Origin of the sequence: Pseudomonas sp. G.S.17, assembly GCF_038096165.1 — a bacterium.
GTDB lineage: Bacteria > Pseudomonadota > Gammaproteobacteria > Pseudomonadales > Pseudomonadaceae > Aquipseudomonas.
Genome location: NZ_CP151076.1, coordinates 4,778,753 through 4,795,198 on the forward strand (window position 1 = coordinate 4,778,753; position 16,446 = coordinate 4,795,198).

The following is a 16,446-nucleotide window of genomic DNA, read 5'->3' on the forward strand; positions in this document are numbered from 1 at the left end:
GCTGAAAAAACCTACGCTGAGGTGCACTCAGCGCAGGTTGTTTTTCAGGCTGGCGTTGGCGGCTGATCCCCATCACATCCGTCATCTGCCCTACGTTCAGCCTGAGCTTTCAACACTCTGCGTCACCTCCCCTTGCTAGTCCGTGGAAAGCCCAGCCAGTTCCTCGCGCACAACAGCCACTTGAATATCCAGTGACAACTTGCACGCCAACGCATCCAGAGCCTCGCTGCGCTCACGCTGAATCGTGTCGATCTGCGCCAGATAGTGTTCATCCGTCAGATCTGATCTGTTGTTGTCCAATGCGCCCATTCGGTCCTGAAAAAACGCCTTGAGCGGCTCGAAATCCTGTGCGTAACGCTGCTCCAGAAACGTCATCCAGAACTCACGGGCGATCAGCGCCTGCAAGAATTGCGGCGTGCTTTCCTTACCAAGAATCTGGGCATAAACATCATCGAGCATCTCTTGGGTCACTCCCGCCAAGCGGTTGTACAGCATGCCTTCAGGCTGGTTGGGCAGGTCCAGTGTTCTCGCCAGCCCCACTCGAAACGCCAAGCGGATCTCAGCTTCATCCACAGAAACCTCGGCTGACCGGCGCAGAGTAATCAACCGCAGGGCGTGTTTTTCAACTTCATCCAGCCGCTCCAGCCCTCTGACCAACCTGAACACTCGCTCAGGCTGGTCGTCGGCCGAGACAGTCGTCTTGATCCTGAATACCTGCGCATGGGTTTCCAGGTTACTGAAGACGATGGCCACCCCATCACCACAGGTCACCGGGTGAGCGGCCATCTCGAACAACTCCTCTCGCAGTTCCGTCGTCTCACTGGCCACGTCGACCAAGGCCCAGACGCGTCGTGTCAGCATTGCCCGGTCAGTGGCGAAGTCAGCTGAAGCCCGCAACTCATTGAGCACCCGAAAAAACTCCGCGGCGTCAGGTTCCGCCTCCAGATCACTCCATTTGAGAAGTCGGCCTTGCAGTTCTCCTGCAGGTATACCTGTCAGCCATAAGGTAACGGGCGGCAAAGGCTCATCGATATGCGTTCTTGCTGCGTCGATCCCCATACGTCGCAGCTCCTCACCGGTCAACAACCGGCGGGCCCTGGTCAGGCTTGGCTCGTTGAGCGGGTTGTCATGCAGCTGAGCCTCCAGACCGGGCTGGACCAGATTACGCAGCGTTACCTCGTTGAGCTCCGCTATGCGGTTATGGCGCAAGTCCAGGTACCTCAACCGCGCACAACGCCAGATCCAGGCCGGCAGCGTTTCAATGTCAGCGGCGCGCAGGTTCAGACTGCGCAACAGGAAAAAGGGCCTGAGCCTATGCAGCTGGTCACCGACCGGACAGTCACCGAGGTCAAGCGCTCTCAACTCGGTGCAACCGTTCAAACGCAGGGCGGAACTCTCATCCAGAACCAGAGGGTTCTCAGCCAGCGACAAACGTTCAAGATGCGTCATTTGGGTCACAGCTACCGGTACCGTCGTCAGGTTGTTGTCGCGCAGGCTTACCCAGAACGCCCCCTTGAAATGCGCCAGGAAGGCGTCGATTTCAGCTGCATGCAGACTGAGCCGCTTGAGTTCCAGAGCGCCAACATGACTCCAGTTACCGCTGAGTGGCGGCAACTCCCCGATGGGCAGATCGTTCAACACCAGCTTGTAGGCGAAATCCACGGAATTCTCCATGTAGACTCGATCGCCTGTGTGCCGCCAGCAGTTGCGTAGACGAAACGCCGCCACACGTCGGGCATCCCTGGTATTGGCTGGGATATGCCGCGACTCCGACCATTGTTCAAGCTGTTGTTCTAGAGTTTTGTACTCGACCGCCAGTCCATCAAGACGGCCTCGGACGAACGCCTGAAACTGTTCGGCAGGCCCCGCGTACCGTGCTTTCAGCCGGTCGAGAAAGCTTCTGGTCTCATCCTCGGTAAACGTCGGGTAGAGATTCTTGACCGCAAGCTCGGGAGAATAAGAGCTGGAGCCTATCCCCATCCTTCTGAATAGCCCGCGCAACCGCCCGCTCATGGGGTAACCGGTGCGTCCGTCAGCCAGACGCTGCGGCCATTTGAAGCCGGGTTTGATCGCCTGCATGCCCAGCATCCTGGCGACCGATTCGCGCTGTTGCACCGCCAGATCCCCCAGCCGGGCACGCAGCATCTGCTCGCCTACGCCATCCGGGAAACCGATGTCGCGTAAAACGGGGTGAGGCAATGCGTCAAGCAGTGCCGTGAAGAATGACTGACCGGCTTGACCCAGTGCATTGCCATGGGAGTCGAAAGCCTGATAACCAGTTTCGGTCCTGGTGAGAATGGAACGCACATCGGCATTGCTGATGTCGCCCACGCTGTCGAGCAGCGTCCCGGTGAATGTGGCATTACGCATCTCAACGGCCATGCCTGCCGGCCAACCTGACAATCCGGGCAGCAGCTTGAAGCCTGCCGTAACGGTGTCCGGGTTATCCGCTGTATGGAGGAAGAACCCTTCGTTGGCGCGGTTCAGGCGTAACTGCTGCAGGTACTCACGTGCCTCCTCGGCGATGGGCAGCGGCACACGCCGGGCGGAAAGCATGCGCGTCTGCTGCGCTGGCATCGCCGTACCGAGCAGCTCCCTACAGACCACCTCCGGCAGCGCCGGAAAATCACGCCGGATCAGCCTGACGAGTGGATCGCTGGATACGCTTTGCAAGGCATGGATATCGTCACGCACCCGTCCGCTACTGGCTTGAGCCTGCTCGGAGAAGAGCCGGGCAAGGCCCAGGACTTTCTCCTCCTTCGCGTCGATACGCTCGCCTAACAACGTTTCAGCCTCCTGCGAAGAGAGGCCATCGAGCACGGCTTCCAGCAAGGTTGTCATGCTGCCCGGCGTGTAAGTAGCGTGGATGACCGAATGCACGCCGGAATGAGCATTCCAGGTTTCCAATACCGCGCCCTGCTCGTCGAGCAAGCGCAGCGCCACCTTTTCTGGCCAGCGTGGCATCGACGTCAGCAGCTTGAGGAACGGCTCGATATGCGGCGCAGTCACGCGGTCCGGTTCGGTGGCGACCTTTGCGATAAACGCTTGCACCTGTTGATCGGCGCTAAAGCGGTGCACCGCATCGCTCAGCAAGGCTGGCGAGCCCAGATTATCCACGTGCACCTGACGCAACACCCCATCATCTACCCCGGTGGTGCGCAGCAGTTGGCCAACTGTTTCATCGGTTAAAACGTCATGGCTGGCGTTCAGGCGCTTGAATGCGAAGGTTTCGTCCCAGCCCATGGGGTTTTCGCCTTCAAAACGCCAGGCCCCTGCGCCGTTGTGCTCAAGCACTGGCGAGTGCGATTGGAGATCGTCGGGATGTTGGACGCGCCACTTGTTCAAGGCGGTGTCGAACTCCACGCGAAAAAGCTCTCCAGCCAGGGGCAGCCAGGTTTTGCCGTCGACCTTGATCAATCCCTGGGCGTCGGCGGCCGCCCGGGAAGGCAGCACGACTTTCTGCCGGAACCGGGCGAGATCGGGCTTCCACAACCGCGTCAGGCCGTTGGGCAGTTTGACCGCAGTCAGGCTTTCGACGAATGACGAGGGCAGCACGCGCGGCGCAACATGCACCGCCGCGCCCAGCACCGCCATAGCCGCGAGGTTTTCACCGATGTCGAACACGTGGTTCAGGGCTTCCTCGGTTTCACCGTGGGTCCAGTCCTCCACAGCCACAAACGCTTCGTGCAGCAATTGGCCCACCGCAACCACGGCCAGCATCGCGCCCAGAACCGGCACGAAAAAACCCGCCACCATCAGCAAGTCCATGCCCGCCGACTCGAAGGCGTTCCAGCGCTTGAGGCGGCTTTTGCGATCTTCATCACGGGTGGGCACGGCAACGATCCGCGAATCCGCGTAGGTCTTGGTCAGCAGATGGTCGTAAAGCGCCTCGAACGGCGGCTTGTCGATTGCGCGTTTTTGCAGATACAGCTCGGCGTTGGCGTCGAACTTTGGCGCCAGCAGGCTCTCGTCACCCGGTAGCGGTCGCAGCGGGGTCAGCCGTTCATTGAGCTTGTGGAAAAAAACATGGCTCTGCTCGAGGCTGACGAAACGCTGGAAGTATTCCTGGTACTTCATATTGAAAAGCTTGCGACACATAACTTCGGTGAATGCCTCGAAGGAAGCGTACTCCTTCAAGGGCGTTTCAGGATCACCGGGCAGGTAGACCACGCACGGCAAGTCATCACCGGGCTGATCAGCCTCGATCAGCAGCGCGCCATACAACGTGCTGCCGGGAAACGCGTAGGTATCGAGCATGTGCAACTGACGATAGCGCACCGGCCTGCCGTGCCAGCGCGGTTTGCCGTCGGGCTTGACCAGTTCCAGCAGCAATTGATAGCTGTCGGCGCTGATGTGTTCTTTCATGCGAGCGATGTGCGCCAACACCTCGACGGCATCGCGTTCGCTGCGCATGAAGGCGTCGGCCACCGCCTGTGCTGCCGAGCCCGGCGCTTGCCCCTGAGGCGTGACGGGCTTGAACACGCTGTCCAGATGCATCTGATATCGCGCCCCCAGATCCAGCGTGCGGCTCAGCCCGGCGAACTGCTCGGGCTTGATGTCCAGCGTGCCGTCATAGCGATAGCGAAAGCGCGGAACATCAGGCAGCAGGCCGGAGCCATAAATCAGTTCAACCTGCAAACCTTCAGCCGGCAACAGCGCGGCACCTTGCCCAAGGCCACCTTCGACGCTCTCGCTGGCTTCGAAATTTTGCAACGCGGCGTGCAGCAGCGTCTGTTTCACTGGCTTGAGCGTTTGAACCAGAAGCAAAGTGGTGACCTCCATGGTCACCAACTGATTGGCTGTTACATCCAGTCGCAGCTTGAAACGGTCGAGCAACGCTTGCTCCAGCAAAGGCGTGGCAAAGTTTTCGATCGACACAAGGCGCGACCGGATCGGTTCCAGGGTACGTCGAGAAGACTCATTTTTGAGCTGGCTCAGGCGCAGCGCCTCGCGCAATGCCTTGGACGCACTGATGTACCAGGCTGGCAGGCTTTTCTTGAGAAACTCGAGATTGGTGTGCCCCGCCTCAAAAGGCGAGGCACCAAAATGCTCACCGGCGCTGGACGCTGGCGGGGATTGTGCCAAAGGCGAGTGGGCGGATTCTGTTGACATCACAAATACCTTGAATGACTCGAAAGGAAGTCATTCACGGTATTTATCTGGCAGAGGTGTGTGACATAACAGGCTACCGCATGGCGACATTCAGCCGTTTAACCGACGCAGAATGACGCCACGCAGTGGTGCGATTCACTCTAAACGGGTCGAAGGACCAGCAATCACACTTTCCCGGGGCGCTATATGCCGGGCGATATCCTGGGTCAACTGCTCGGCATCGGCCGCGACTGCCAACTCGCGCTCGCGCTGAATGGCGCTGACCTGGTCCAGGTACTCACCGTCCGAAAGCTCGCTGCGGCGGTCATGCAACGCATCAAGACGCTCGTAAAACGGCGCGTTGAGGGTCTCGAATCGCTGACTGAAACGCTTCTCGAGAAATTGCTTCCAGAAGTCGCGCTGGACCATTGATTGGATGAAAGTCAACCCGCCTTCCCGAGCCAATACTCGCACCTCGGCAGCCGCCAACATGGGTCTGGATACCCCCGAGACGGCTAAAAACATCATGCTGCGTACTTGCTCGGGCAATTCCAGTCGCTGCTCGAGCCCGGTTCGAAATGCCATCCGTACCTCGACGTGATCCACGGTTTCGCCAAGCAGCTCCCTGGTCCTGATGTTCTCCAGCGCAATTTTTTCAATCTCGTCCAGACGCGCCAAGCCTCTGACCAGCTTGAACATTCTGGCGGGATGTTCGGCAACTCTGGGCGAGGCCATGATAGTGAAGATCCGCACATGCAGTTCCAGATCGCTGAACACCATCGCCACACCATCGGAACAGGTCTGCGGATGCGTCGCCAGGCTATAGACCTCCTCGCGCAACGCCCGGTTGTCCGCGATAACGTCGAGTAATGCCCACACCCGCAGGCTCAAGGCCCGTTGATAATGAGCAAAATCGGAGCTGTGGGTCAGGTCATGTAAAACCCGGAAGAAATCTTCGGAATTGGGCTCCGCTTCCAGATCCTCCCAGCGCCCGATTCTGGCCTGTTTGTCAGCAACGGCGACATTCTCCATCCAGCCTGCATCCGCCCCGGCTGGTTGTTCGGCATGGACGCGCGCGTCACTGATGCCCATGCGCGCTCGGGCAGTTTCGCTGAGCAGAACCGAGGCGCGCAGCAGGCTGTCCTCGGCAAGCGGGTTATCATGCAGCTGCACCCTCGCATAGGCACGGCTCAGGTTCGCCAGATGGGTATCAGAAAGATCGACGATCTGGTTGTCGCGCAAATCCGCACTGCGCAACAGCCGGCAATCCCACAACCCGCTCGGCAAGGCATCGATGCCGGTGGAACGCAGGCCCAGGGTCGTGAGTGCGGTCAACGGACGCAGATCCAGTTGCGATCCAACAGGGCAGTTGTCCAGATGCAGGGTCTTGAGCGAGGTCAGGTTGCTCAGGTGATGCACAGAGGCTTCGTCCACTACCAGAGGATTGTCGCGCAAGGACAGTTTCTGAAGGTTGCCCTGTTGCGCCAGCGCGGCGGGCACGGCCGTGAGTTCGTTGCTGTCGAGTTCCAGGCGGTGCAGGTTCTTGAACGGTTTGAGCAACCGTTGCGCCTGCGTCGTGGTCAGTCCCAGGCGTTCGGCCCGTAATACGCCGATGTGGTCGAAACTGGCCGGCAACTCCGGAAGGCCGGCAACGTTCAGGTCGCTCAGATCAAGCTCGTAACCGATGAACTCGCCCATACCGTTGTAGCGCCGCATGCCCATTTTTTTCCAGCCCAGTTTCAGCCGGATGGCGACCGCGGCCCTGGCTTCATAAGTGGACTCCGAAACAGCGGAGCCGTTGCCTGGCGCGGTTCTGTCGCTGCCCAGCCAGGCATCCAGTTTCTTTTCCAGGGTTTTGTATTCTCGTCCCAGGAGTTTCAGCCGCGCCTTGGCGAAGGCGTTGAAGCCCCAGGGCTCGCCGGTGTACCCCGAACGCATCTGATTGAGGAACGCCTGCACTTCGTCATCAATGAACCCAGGATAGAGCGCCTTGATCGCCAGCTCCGGCGAATAGTCATGAGCGCCCATCCCAAGCATTTTGAACATGCCGCGCATACGTCCACTCATGGGATAACCCACACGCCCATCGGCCAAACGATACGGCCAGATGAAGCCCGGTTTGATGGGCCGCATCTTTAACAGGCGTGCGACCTCGCTGCGCCGGCTGGCAGCGTAATCGCCTAGCAAGACCCGCAAGTCGCGCTCGTCAGGCACCGCTGGCAGGCCGATATCCCGGCGCACCGAATCAGGCAAGGCCTGTAACAAAGCCTCAAAGAAAGTCTGGTCGGAACCGCCGATCCGGTTGTTGTCGCTTCGGAAGGTTTGATACCCCGCATCCGTCCTGACCAGCACCTGATGAATCTGCGCGCTCTGGCTATCGCCAAGTATGTCGAGTTGCTCACCCTCGAGAGTGGCATCGCGCAGTTCAATAGCAAGGTCGGCGGGCCAGCCCGGCAAACCCGGCAACAGGCCAAATCCCACCTTGAAGGTGTCCGGATCATGGGTCACCGCGCGGTAAAACCCCTCGTTCACCCGATTCAGGCGCAGCTGCTGCTGATACTCCCGAGCCTGTTCGGCGACCGGCAACGGGATGCGTTTGGTCGCGGCCAGGCGCTGCCGCTGTGCCGGGTTGGCAGCGTCCAGCAGCTCCCGGGCGACGGCGTTCGGCATGTCGGGAAAGTCCCGGCGAATCAACTTGATCAACGGATCATCGAGGGGTTGGTCCAACGCGAAAAGCTCATCAAGCAGCTGGCCTCTATGGGCCTGAGCCAGTTCGGACAGGTTGCGGGCCAGGCGCGAAATCTGCGCCTGGCTGCCTTCGACCTCTTCACCCAGCAAACTGGCGACTTCGTCCGGGAGCACGCCTTTGAGCACAGCGTCGAGCAAGGCTGCCATCCCGCCCGGTTTGTAAGTGACCTGAATCACCGACGTGGACTTGCTGCTGATGTTCCAGCTTTCGAGCGCCGCGCCTTGTCCATCCAGCAGGCGCAAACCTCGGAGGGAGGGCCAGCGCCGCGTAGACGTGAGCACTTTCAGAAAGGGTTCGATGCGTGCCGTATTGACCTGATCCAGGTCGCTGCCATTCATCAACGTGATGAAGTCTTCCACTTGCTGCTCGATGCCGAAGCGCTGCAGGGTCACGCTCAGCAACGCAGGCGCCGGCAAATTATCCACATGCACCTGACGCAACAGCGCCTCGTCGGCACCAGTAGCGCGCAGCGCTCGCCGCAAGGTTTCATCGGCAAGGGTTTCATGGGTTGCGCTCAGGCGTTTCAATGCAAGGATTTCGTCCCAACCCATGGGGTTCTCACCTTCGAACCGCCAGGCTCCTTTGCCGTTGTGCTCAAGCACCGGCGAATGCGATTGAAGATCGCTGGGATGCTGGACGCGCCACTTGTTCAAGGCGGTATCGAACTCCACGCGATAAAGCTCTCCAGCCAGGGGCAGCCAGGTTTTGCCGTCGACCTTGATCAATCCCTGGGCGTCGGCGGCCGCCCGGGAAGGCAGCACGACTTTCTGCCGGAACCGGGCGAGATCGGGTCTCCACAACCGCGTCAGGCCGTTGGGCAGTTTGACCGCAGTCAGGCTTTCGACGAATGACGAGGGCAGCACGCGCGGCGCAACATGCACCGCCGCGCCCAGCACCACCATCGCCGCGAGGTTTTCACCGATGTCGAACACGTGATTCAGGGCTTCCTCGGTTTCACCGTGGGTCCAGTCCTCCACCGCAACGAAGGCTTCGTGCAGCAGTTGACCGACGGCAATCACGGCCAGCATCGCGCCCAGGACCGGGACGAAAAAACCCGCCACCATCAGCAAGTCCATGCCCGCCGACTCGAAGGCGTTCCAGCGCTTGAGGCGGCTTTTGCGATCTTCGTCACGGGTGGGCACGGCAACGATCCGCGAATCCGCGTAGGTCTTGGTCAGCAGATGGTCGTAAAGCGCCTCGAACGGCGGCTTGTCGATTGCGCGCTTTTCCAGATACACGTCGAACTTTGGCGCCAGCGAGTTCTCGTCACCCGGTATCGGACGCAGCGGGGTCAGCCGTTCATTGAGCTTGTGGAAAAAAACATGGCTCTGCTCGAGGCTGACGAAACGCTGGAAGTATTCCTGATACTTCATGTTGAAAAACTTGCGACGCATCACGTCGGTGAATGCGGCAAACGATGCATATTCCTTCAAGGGCGTTTCGGGATCACCGGGCAGGTAGACCACGCACGGCAAGTCATCAGCGGGCTGGTCGGGCTCAATCAGCAACGCACCGTATAACGTGCTGCCGGGAAACGCATAGGTATCAAGCATGTGCAACTGGCGATAGCGCACCGGGCTGCCGTGCCAGCGCGGGTTGCCCTCGGGCTTGAGCACTTCGAGCAGCAAATTATGGGTGTCGGCGGTGAGGTGATATTTCATACGCGCCGTATGCACCAGCACCTCAAACGCATCACGCTCGCTGGTCATGAACGCGTCCGCCACTGCCTGTGCTGCCGAGCCCGGCGCTTGCCCCTGAGGCGTGACGGGCTTGAACACGCTGTCCAGATGCATCTGATATCGCGCCCCCAGATCCAGCGTGCGACTCAGCTCGACAAACTGTTCGGGCTTGATGTCCAGCGTGCCGTTATAGCGATAGCGAAAGCGCGGAACATCGGGCAGCAGGCCGGAGCCATAAATCAGTTCAACCTGCAAACCTTCAGCAGGCAACAGCGCGGCACCTTGCCCAAGGCCACCTTCGACGCTCTCGCTGGCTTCGAAATTTTGCAAGGCGGCGTGCAGCAGCGTCTGTTTCACCGGCGTCCGCGTCTCCAGCAGCAGTAGACTCTTGACCTCCATGGTCACCAACTGATTGGCCATCACGTCCAGTCGCAGCTTGAAGCGATCAAACAAGGCCTGTTCCAGCAATGGCGTGGCGAAGGTCTGGATCGGCATGAGCCGGTTGCGTATCGGCTCCAGGGCGCGGCAGGAGCGCTGGCTCTTCAACTGACTCTCGCGCAATGCCTCGCGCATGGGTTTTGATGAGTTTCGGTACCACTCCGGGAGAGTGGCTTTGAGGAACTCGAGATTGGCGTGGTCCGTGCCGAATGGCGCAGAACCGTCAGCCTCGACAGAGTCTGCCGGGGCTGAGAGGATTTCGGGGTTGTCGCTGAGGGTAGGTGTCGCAGACATCGGTAAATCCTTGAATGACTCACAATGAAGTCATTCACGGTATTTATCCGACACACAAAAGTGACATACCCGGCTAATACCCGGGCAAGACGCAGACGCGCCGTCCTGTTGCCTGCCTTGCGATCAACGCTTGCGCAGGATTACGCTGCCAATGGAATAACCGGCACCGAATGAACTGAGCACACCCAGCGCGCCTTTGGGCAAGTCGTCCTGATAGCTGTGAAAGGCAATCACGGAACCCGCCGAGCTGGTATTGGCGTAGGTATCGAGAATCACCGGCGCTTCTACAATGGTCGCTTCACGGCCCAGCAGCTTCTTGACGATCAGGTGGTTCATGCTCAGGTTCGCCTGATGCAGCCAGAAGCGCTGCACGTCGCTGGCAATCAAACCGTTATCAGCAAGATGGGTGCCCACCAGCTCGGCCACCATCGGACAGACTTCGCGGAAGACCTTGCGGCCTTCCTGAACGAACAGTTTGTCCGCCGAATCCGCACCTTCGTCGGCGGTACGATTGAGGAAGCCGAAATTGTTGCGAATGTTGTTGGAAAACGAAGTCAGCAGTTTGCTGCTGACGATATCGAACTGATACGCCGAAGTGGCCAGATCAGCACGCTCCACCACCACGGCAGTCGCGCCGTCACCAAAAATGAAATGGCTGTCACGATCGCGGAAATTCAAATGCGCGGTGCAGATTTCCGGACTGATCACCAGCACGGCACGCGCCTGACCCAGTTGCACGCTATTGCTCGCAGCCTGAATGCCGAAGGTCGCGGAAGAACAGGCAACGTTCATGTCGTAGCCAAAACCCTGAACGCCCAATGCCGCCTGAATCTCGATGGAAATGGCCGGATAGGCGCGTTGCAGATTGGAACAGGCGACGATCACACCGTCGATATCAGCAGCGGTCTTGCCGGCGCGCTGCAAGGCTTGATTGGCAGCGGCGACGCCCATTTCACAGAGGATCGACCACTCTTCGTTAGAGCGCTCGGGCAGACGCGGCTTCATGCGCTGCGGATCCAGAATGCCGGCCTTGTCCATCACGAAACGGCTTTTGATGCCGGACGCTTTTTCGATGAAGGCCGCATTGGATTCGGTCAGGGCCTGCACTTCGCCGCGCTCGATGGCGTAGGCGTTTTCGCTGTTGAACTGCGCCACGTAAGTGTTGAAAGACTGCACCAGCTCTTCGTTGGAAATGCTGTTGGCCGGGGTGTACAAGCCTGTGCCGCTGATGACGACATTGTGCACGGTCGTTCCTCTCTTATTGATCAACGCAGGTAGCGACCTGCTCGAGCACGGCGGGTTGGCTCACTCATGGAACCAACGTACCAATGCCTACATATAATAACTGCCGAAGGCGCAAGAAAATCCGGGCAACGCATCGGGCTCAAGTCGCGAAGTGTGCCATAACTGCCGGCTTTTGGCGCTATCCGGGCGGGTGATAAGGCATCACAACGACTTATCACGTGTGGGAGCAAGCTTGCTTGCGAAGGCAATGTCTCAGCCTCGGAAAATGTGCCGGGTGTACTGGCCTATTCGCGAGCAAGCTCGCTCCCACACAGACTGCACAAGTCACCCCTCCACCAGACTCCACTGCTTGCTCAGGCGTTTATCCGAAACCGCCATTTTGGTGCCCAGCTGCTGGGCGAACAGCGAAACCCGGTATTCCTCCAGCCACCAGCGATAAGCCACCAGCTCGTCATCGCGCTTGCCTTCCTGGCCGTGTTTGCCGGCACGGGCCTGATATTGCGCCCACAGGCCCGCGAGTTCGGTGCTCCAGACCCGGTCTTTCTGGACCTGAGCGGGAAGTTTTTCCAGACGCATTTCGATGGCTTTCAAATAGCGCGGCAACTCCCTGAGCCATTGCGCCGGGGTTTCGCGGACGAAACCCGGATAGACCAGATGGCTGAGCTGCGACTTGATGTCGTTGAGGGCCACGGCCTGGGACAGATCGATCTTGCCCTTGAAGCGCTTTTGCAGGCCGTGCCAGAGCTTGAGAGTTTCCAGGGTCAGCTTCGCCAGACGCTCGGCGTGTTCGGTCCAGCCGCCGCGCTTGCGTTCGGCCAATGCCAGCAGCCCGGCGCCGTCGCGGGGCAAATTGGTTTCGCCTTCAAGAATGCAGCTGTCGAGGCTCGCCAAGAGGATGTCTTCGACCAATGCATCAATGCGCCCCAATTCCCGATGCAACAACGCCAGTTCGGTCTGCCCCGGCAGTTTGCTGCGCAGGAACTTCGCGGGCTCGGCCAGTTGCTGCAACAACAAGCGCTGCAAGGCGCGACGATGTTGGTACTCGGCTTCGGCCGGCGTAGAGAAACGTCCTTCCTTGACCGTGCCCGATTCCTCGACCAATGCCGGATACACCGTCATCGACAGCCCGGCGATGTTCTGCTGGGTTTTCTCGGCGACCGGAGCAAACACCTTCGCTTCAACCGGCTGCTGGCTTTTAGCCGTTTGCGGCACGGCCAAGGCGGCCTGGCTGGCTTGGGCAAAACGCGCAGTCAGCTCATCCAGATCACGCCCTTCACCGAGGAACTTGCCTTCGGCGTCGACGATTTCCAGGTTCATCTTCAGATGATTTTCCAGCTGCTGCGCGGCTTCGGCCCAGGCTTCGTCCGTGACACGGGCGCCGGTCATGCGCAGCAGTTCGCGGCCCAGCGCTTGCGGGAGCGAGCCTTCGCCGAAGGTCATGCGCTGCAAGGCGGCCTTTATGAAGTCCGGCACCGGGACGAAGTTCTTGCGAATCGCCTTGGGCAGGTTGCGCACCAGGGCAATGCATTTGGTTTCCAGTAAACCGGGCACCAGCCATTCCAGGCGTTCGGCGGGCAGCGACAGCAGCAATGGTGCGGGCACGCGCAGCGTCACGCCGTCGCGGGGATGGTTCGGTTCGAAGTGATAGGTCAGCGCCAGGGTCAGATCGCCCAGGCGCAAGGTGTCCGGGTAATACGCGGCGGTGACTTCACTGGCTTCGCGGGCCAGCACGTCTTCCTCGCGCATGATCAACAGCTGCGGGTTTTTCTGGCTTTCGGTCTTGTACCAGCTGTCGAACGTCGCGGTCTGGTGGATCTCGGCCGGGATGCGCGCTTCGTAGAAGCTGTACAGCGTGTCTTCGTCGGCCAGAATGTCGCGACGGCGTGCCTTGGCTTCCAGTTCGTCGAGGCTTTCCAGCAGTTTGGTATTGGCCGTGAGGCACTTGGCCCGGGACTGGATTTCGCCGCGCACCAGACCTTCACGGATGAACAGCTCGCGGGACACCACAGGATCAATCGGGCCGTAATGCACCGGCCGACGACCCACCACAATCAGGCCGAACAGAGTGATCTGTTCGAACGCAACGACCTGGCCGCGCTTCTTCTCCCAATGCGGTTCAAAGTGATTCTTCTTGATCAAATGCCCGGCCAGCGGCTCTATCCAGTCGGAATCGATCTTGGCGACCATGCGTGCGTAAAGCTTGGTGGTTTCCACCAGCTCTGCCGCCATCAACCATTGCGGGCGCTTCTTGCCCAGGCCGGACGACGGGTGAATCCAGAAGCGTCGTTGCCGCGCGCCCAGATAATCCCCTTCATCAGCTTTCTGGCCGACCTGACTAAGCAGACCGGAAAGAATAGCCTTGTGAAATTTCGGAAAGTCGGCCGGTTCTTTATTCACCGTCAGTTGCAGGTCGCGGCAGATCAGGCTCAGTTGCCGATGGGAATCGCGCCACTCGCGCAGACGCAGGTAATTGAGGAAATTACGCCGACACCAGTTGCGCAACGGGCTGGCGGTCAACGCCTGACGTTGTTCTTCGAAACCACGCCACAGATTGACCAGACCGGCGAAATCCGAGTCCGCGTCTTTCCACTGCGCATGGGCCTGATCCGCAGCCTGTTGACGCTCCGGCGGACGTTCGCGCACGTCTTGCACGGACATCGCGCTCGCCACGATCAGCACTTCCTGCAAGCTGCCCTGCTTCGCCGCTTCGAGCAACATGCGGCCCATGCGCGGATCCACCGGCAAGCGCGCCAACTGACGGCCCAGCGGGGTCAGCTGGTTTTCGCGATTGACCGCCGAGAGTTCCTGCAACAGGTTGAAACCGTCGCTGATGGCCTTGCCATCCGGCGGTTCGATAAACGGAAAATCGGTGATCTCACCCAGACGCAGGTGCAGCATCTGCAGGATGACCGCCGCGAGGTTGGTGCGCAGGATTTCCGGATCGGTAAATTCCGGCCGGCCGTTGAAATCTTCTTCGCTGTACAGCCGCACGCACAACCCCGGCTCGACCCGGCCGCAACGACCTTTACGCTGATTGGCGCTGGCCTGGGAAACCGCTTCAATCGGCAAACGCTGGACCTTGGCGCGATAGCTGTAGCGGCTGATCCGCGCGGTGCCGGTGTCGATCACGTAGCGGATGCCCGGCACGGTAAGGGAAGTTTCGGCAACGTTGGTCGCCAGCACCACGCGACGGCCTGGATGCGACTGGAAAATCCGCTGCTGTTCGGCCGGTGACAGACGTGCATACAGCGGCAGGATTTCCGTGTGCCTGAGTTGCGCCTTGCGCAGCATTTCCGCCGCGTCACGGATTTCCCGTTCGCCGGGCAGGAACACCAGCACATCGCCGGGACTCTTGCGTTCGCTGCGCTCGAAGGCTTCCAGTTCGTCGATCACGGCGAGAATCGCCTGATCCACGGTCAGGTCTTCTTCGACGCTGTTGCCCTCCTCGTCCTGTTCGGACGTCAGCGGGCGATACCAGAGGTCAACCGGGAAGGTCCGGCCGGACACCTCGACAATGGGCGCATCGTTGAAGTGCTCGGAAAAGCGCTGCAAGTCGATGGTCGCCGAGGTGATGATGACTTTCAGGTCCGGGCGACGTGGCAGCAGGGTTTTCAGATAGCCGAGCAGGAAGTCGATGTTCAGGCTGCGTTCGTGAGCTTCGTCGACGATGATCGTGTCGTAGCGTTCCAGAAACCGGTCGTGCTGGGTTTCTGCGAGCAGAATGCCGTCGGTCATCAGCTTGATCAGCGTGTTGCTGTCGCTTTGATCTTCGAAACGAACCTGATAACCCACCAGCGCACCCAGCGGCGTACCGAGTTCTTCGGCGACCCGGCTGGCAACGCTGCGCGCCGCAATACGGCGCGGTTGGGTGTGGCCGATCAAGCCGTGTTGCCCGCGACCGATTTCCAGGCAGATCTTCGGCAACTGCGTGGTTTTCCCCGACCCGGTTTCCCCCGCGATGATCAGCACCTGATGCTTGAGCAGCGCGGCCTTGATTTCATCGCGCTTGGCGGCAATCGGCAGGCTGTCGTCGTAACGAATCACCGGCACGCTGTCGCGGCGCGCCGTCACCTGGGCAAACGAGGCTTGCACCTTCGCCACCCACTGCGCCAGCTTCGCCTCATCGGGCTTCTTGCGCAGATCGTGCAACTGACGACGCAAACGATGCCGTTCGCTGATCATCGCGTGGTCGAGGTTTTTCAGCAGTTGGTCGATAGAAGGCGTTTGATCGGTCATCAGGTGCGCAGGGTCTTTTGAAGGGTACAAAAGGGGGGATTGTCGCAGATTGGGGCCGGTCGTGACGATTGTCTGCGTTTTGGCTCAAGCGCAGATAGTGGCGCTGAAATCGGAGATTGCCGTTCCGGTTGCACGCCACTTACAAAAAGACCAATATAACGCCCAAATTGGAGTATCAAATTATGCAAAGCATTCTTGCTGATATGGCTGTTAGCGTATCGGAACTGAAAAAAAATCCTTCTGCGGTATTGAGTGGCGCACACGGCTTGCCCGTTGCTGTACTCAACCATAACAAGGTAATGGGTTACATGGTTCCTGCTGAGGTGTTCGAAGCAATGATGGAGCGCCTTGATGATCTCGATCTGGCGGATCTGATCAAGTCACGCCAGCACGAGACGCCGATACCAGTAGATCTAGATGCCCTTTAAACTTGAGTTCCTGCCTTCGGCAATGAAGGAGTGGGACAAGCTGGGCCATACCATCCGCGATCAACTCAAGAAAAAACTCAAAGAGCGGCTTGGGCTACCCAGGGTTGCAAGCGATGCTCTGCACGGCATGCCGGACCATTACAAGATCAAGCTTCGCAGTGCAGGATATCGACTTGTTTATAGAGTTGAAGATGACCGGGTGGTAGTAACAGTAGTCGCCGTTGGTAAGCGCGAACGAGGGGCAATTTACGACTCGGCCAAGGTGAGGCAGCCAACCTGAGAAACC

At 59.5% G+C, this 16,446-nt stretch carries 6 protein-coding genes; 2 read left to right on the forward strand and 4 right to left on the reverse strand.

What is annotated here, in order from left to right; genetic code table 11:
* Positions 1-135: 135 nt before the first annotated feature.
* The 4 genes from AABC73_RS22320 to hrpA all read right to left on the reverse strand — a co-directional run bounded on the left by AABC73_RS22320 (position 136) and on the right by hrpA (position 15,732).
* A complete protein-coding gene (locus tag AABC73_RS22320; RefSeq protein ID WP_341521001.1) occupies positions 136-5,112 on the reverse strand; it encodes an NEL-type E3 ubiquitin ligase domain-containing protein in 4,977 nt (1,658 codons plus the stop codon).
* 135 nt (positions 5,113-5,247) lie between these two features.
* Positions 5,248-10,251, reverse strand: a complete 5,004-nt coding sequence (locus tag AABC73_RS22325; RefSeq protein WP_341521002.1) for an NEL-type E3 ubiquitin ligase domain-containing protein — start codon at positions 10,249-10,251, stop codon at positions 5,248-5,250.
* Between the two features lie 123 nt (positions 10,252-10,374).
* Positions 10,375-11,496 (reverse strand): beta-ketoacyl-ACP synthase III, encoded by a 1,122-nt coding sequence (locus tag AABC73_RS22330; RefSeq protein ID WP_341521003.1) that lies wholly within the window; start codon positions 11,494-11,496, stop codon positions 10,375-10,377.
* Between the two features lie 324 nt (positions 11,497-11,820).
* Complete coding sequence (gene hrpA / locus AABC73_RS22335; RefSeq protein ID WP_341521004.1) at positions 11,821-15,732, reverse strand: ATP-dependent RNA helicase HrpA; 3,912 nt, start codon at positions 15,730-15,732, stop codon at positions 11,821-11,823.
* Between the two features lie 182 nt (positions 15,733-15,914).
* Between hrpA and AABC73_RS22340 the strand changes: the two genes are divergently transcribed.
* Entirely contained in the window at positions 15,915-16,160 is a 246-nt protein-coding gene (locus tag AABC73_RS22340) for a type II toxin-antitoxin system Phd/YefM family antitoxin (RefSeq protein WP_341521005.1), read from the forward strand.
* Positions 16,150-16,440 (forward strand): type II toxin-antitoxin system RelE/ParE family toxin, encoded by a 291-nt coding sequence (locus AABC73_RS22345; protein WP_341521006.1) that lies wholly within the window; start codon positions 16,150-16,152, stop codon positions 16,438-16,440. Before AABC73_RS22340 ends, AABC73_RS22345 begins: the two co-directional genes overlap by 11 nt.
* Positions 16,441-16,446: the final 6 nt, after the last annotated feature.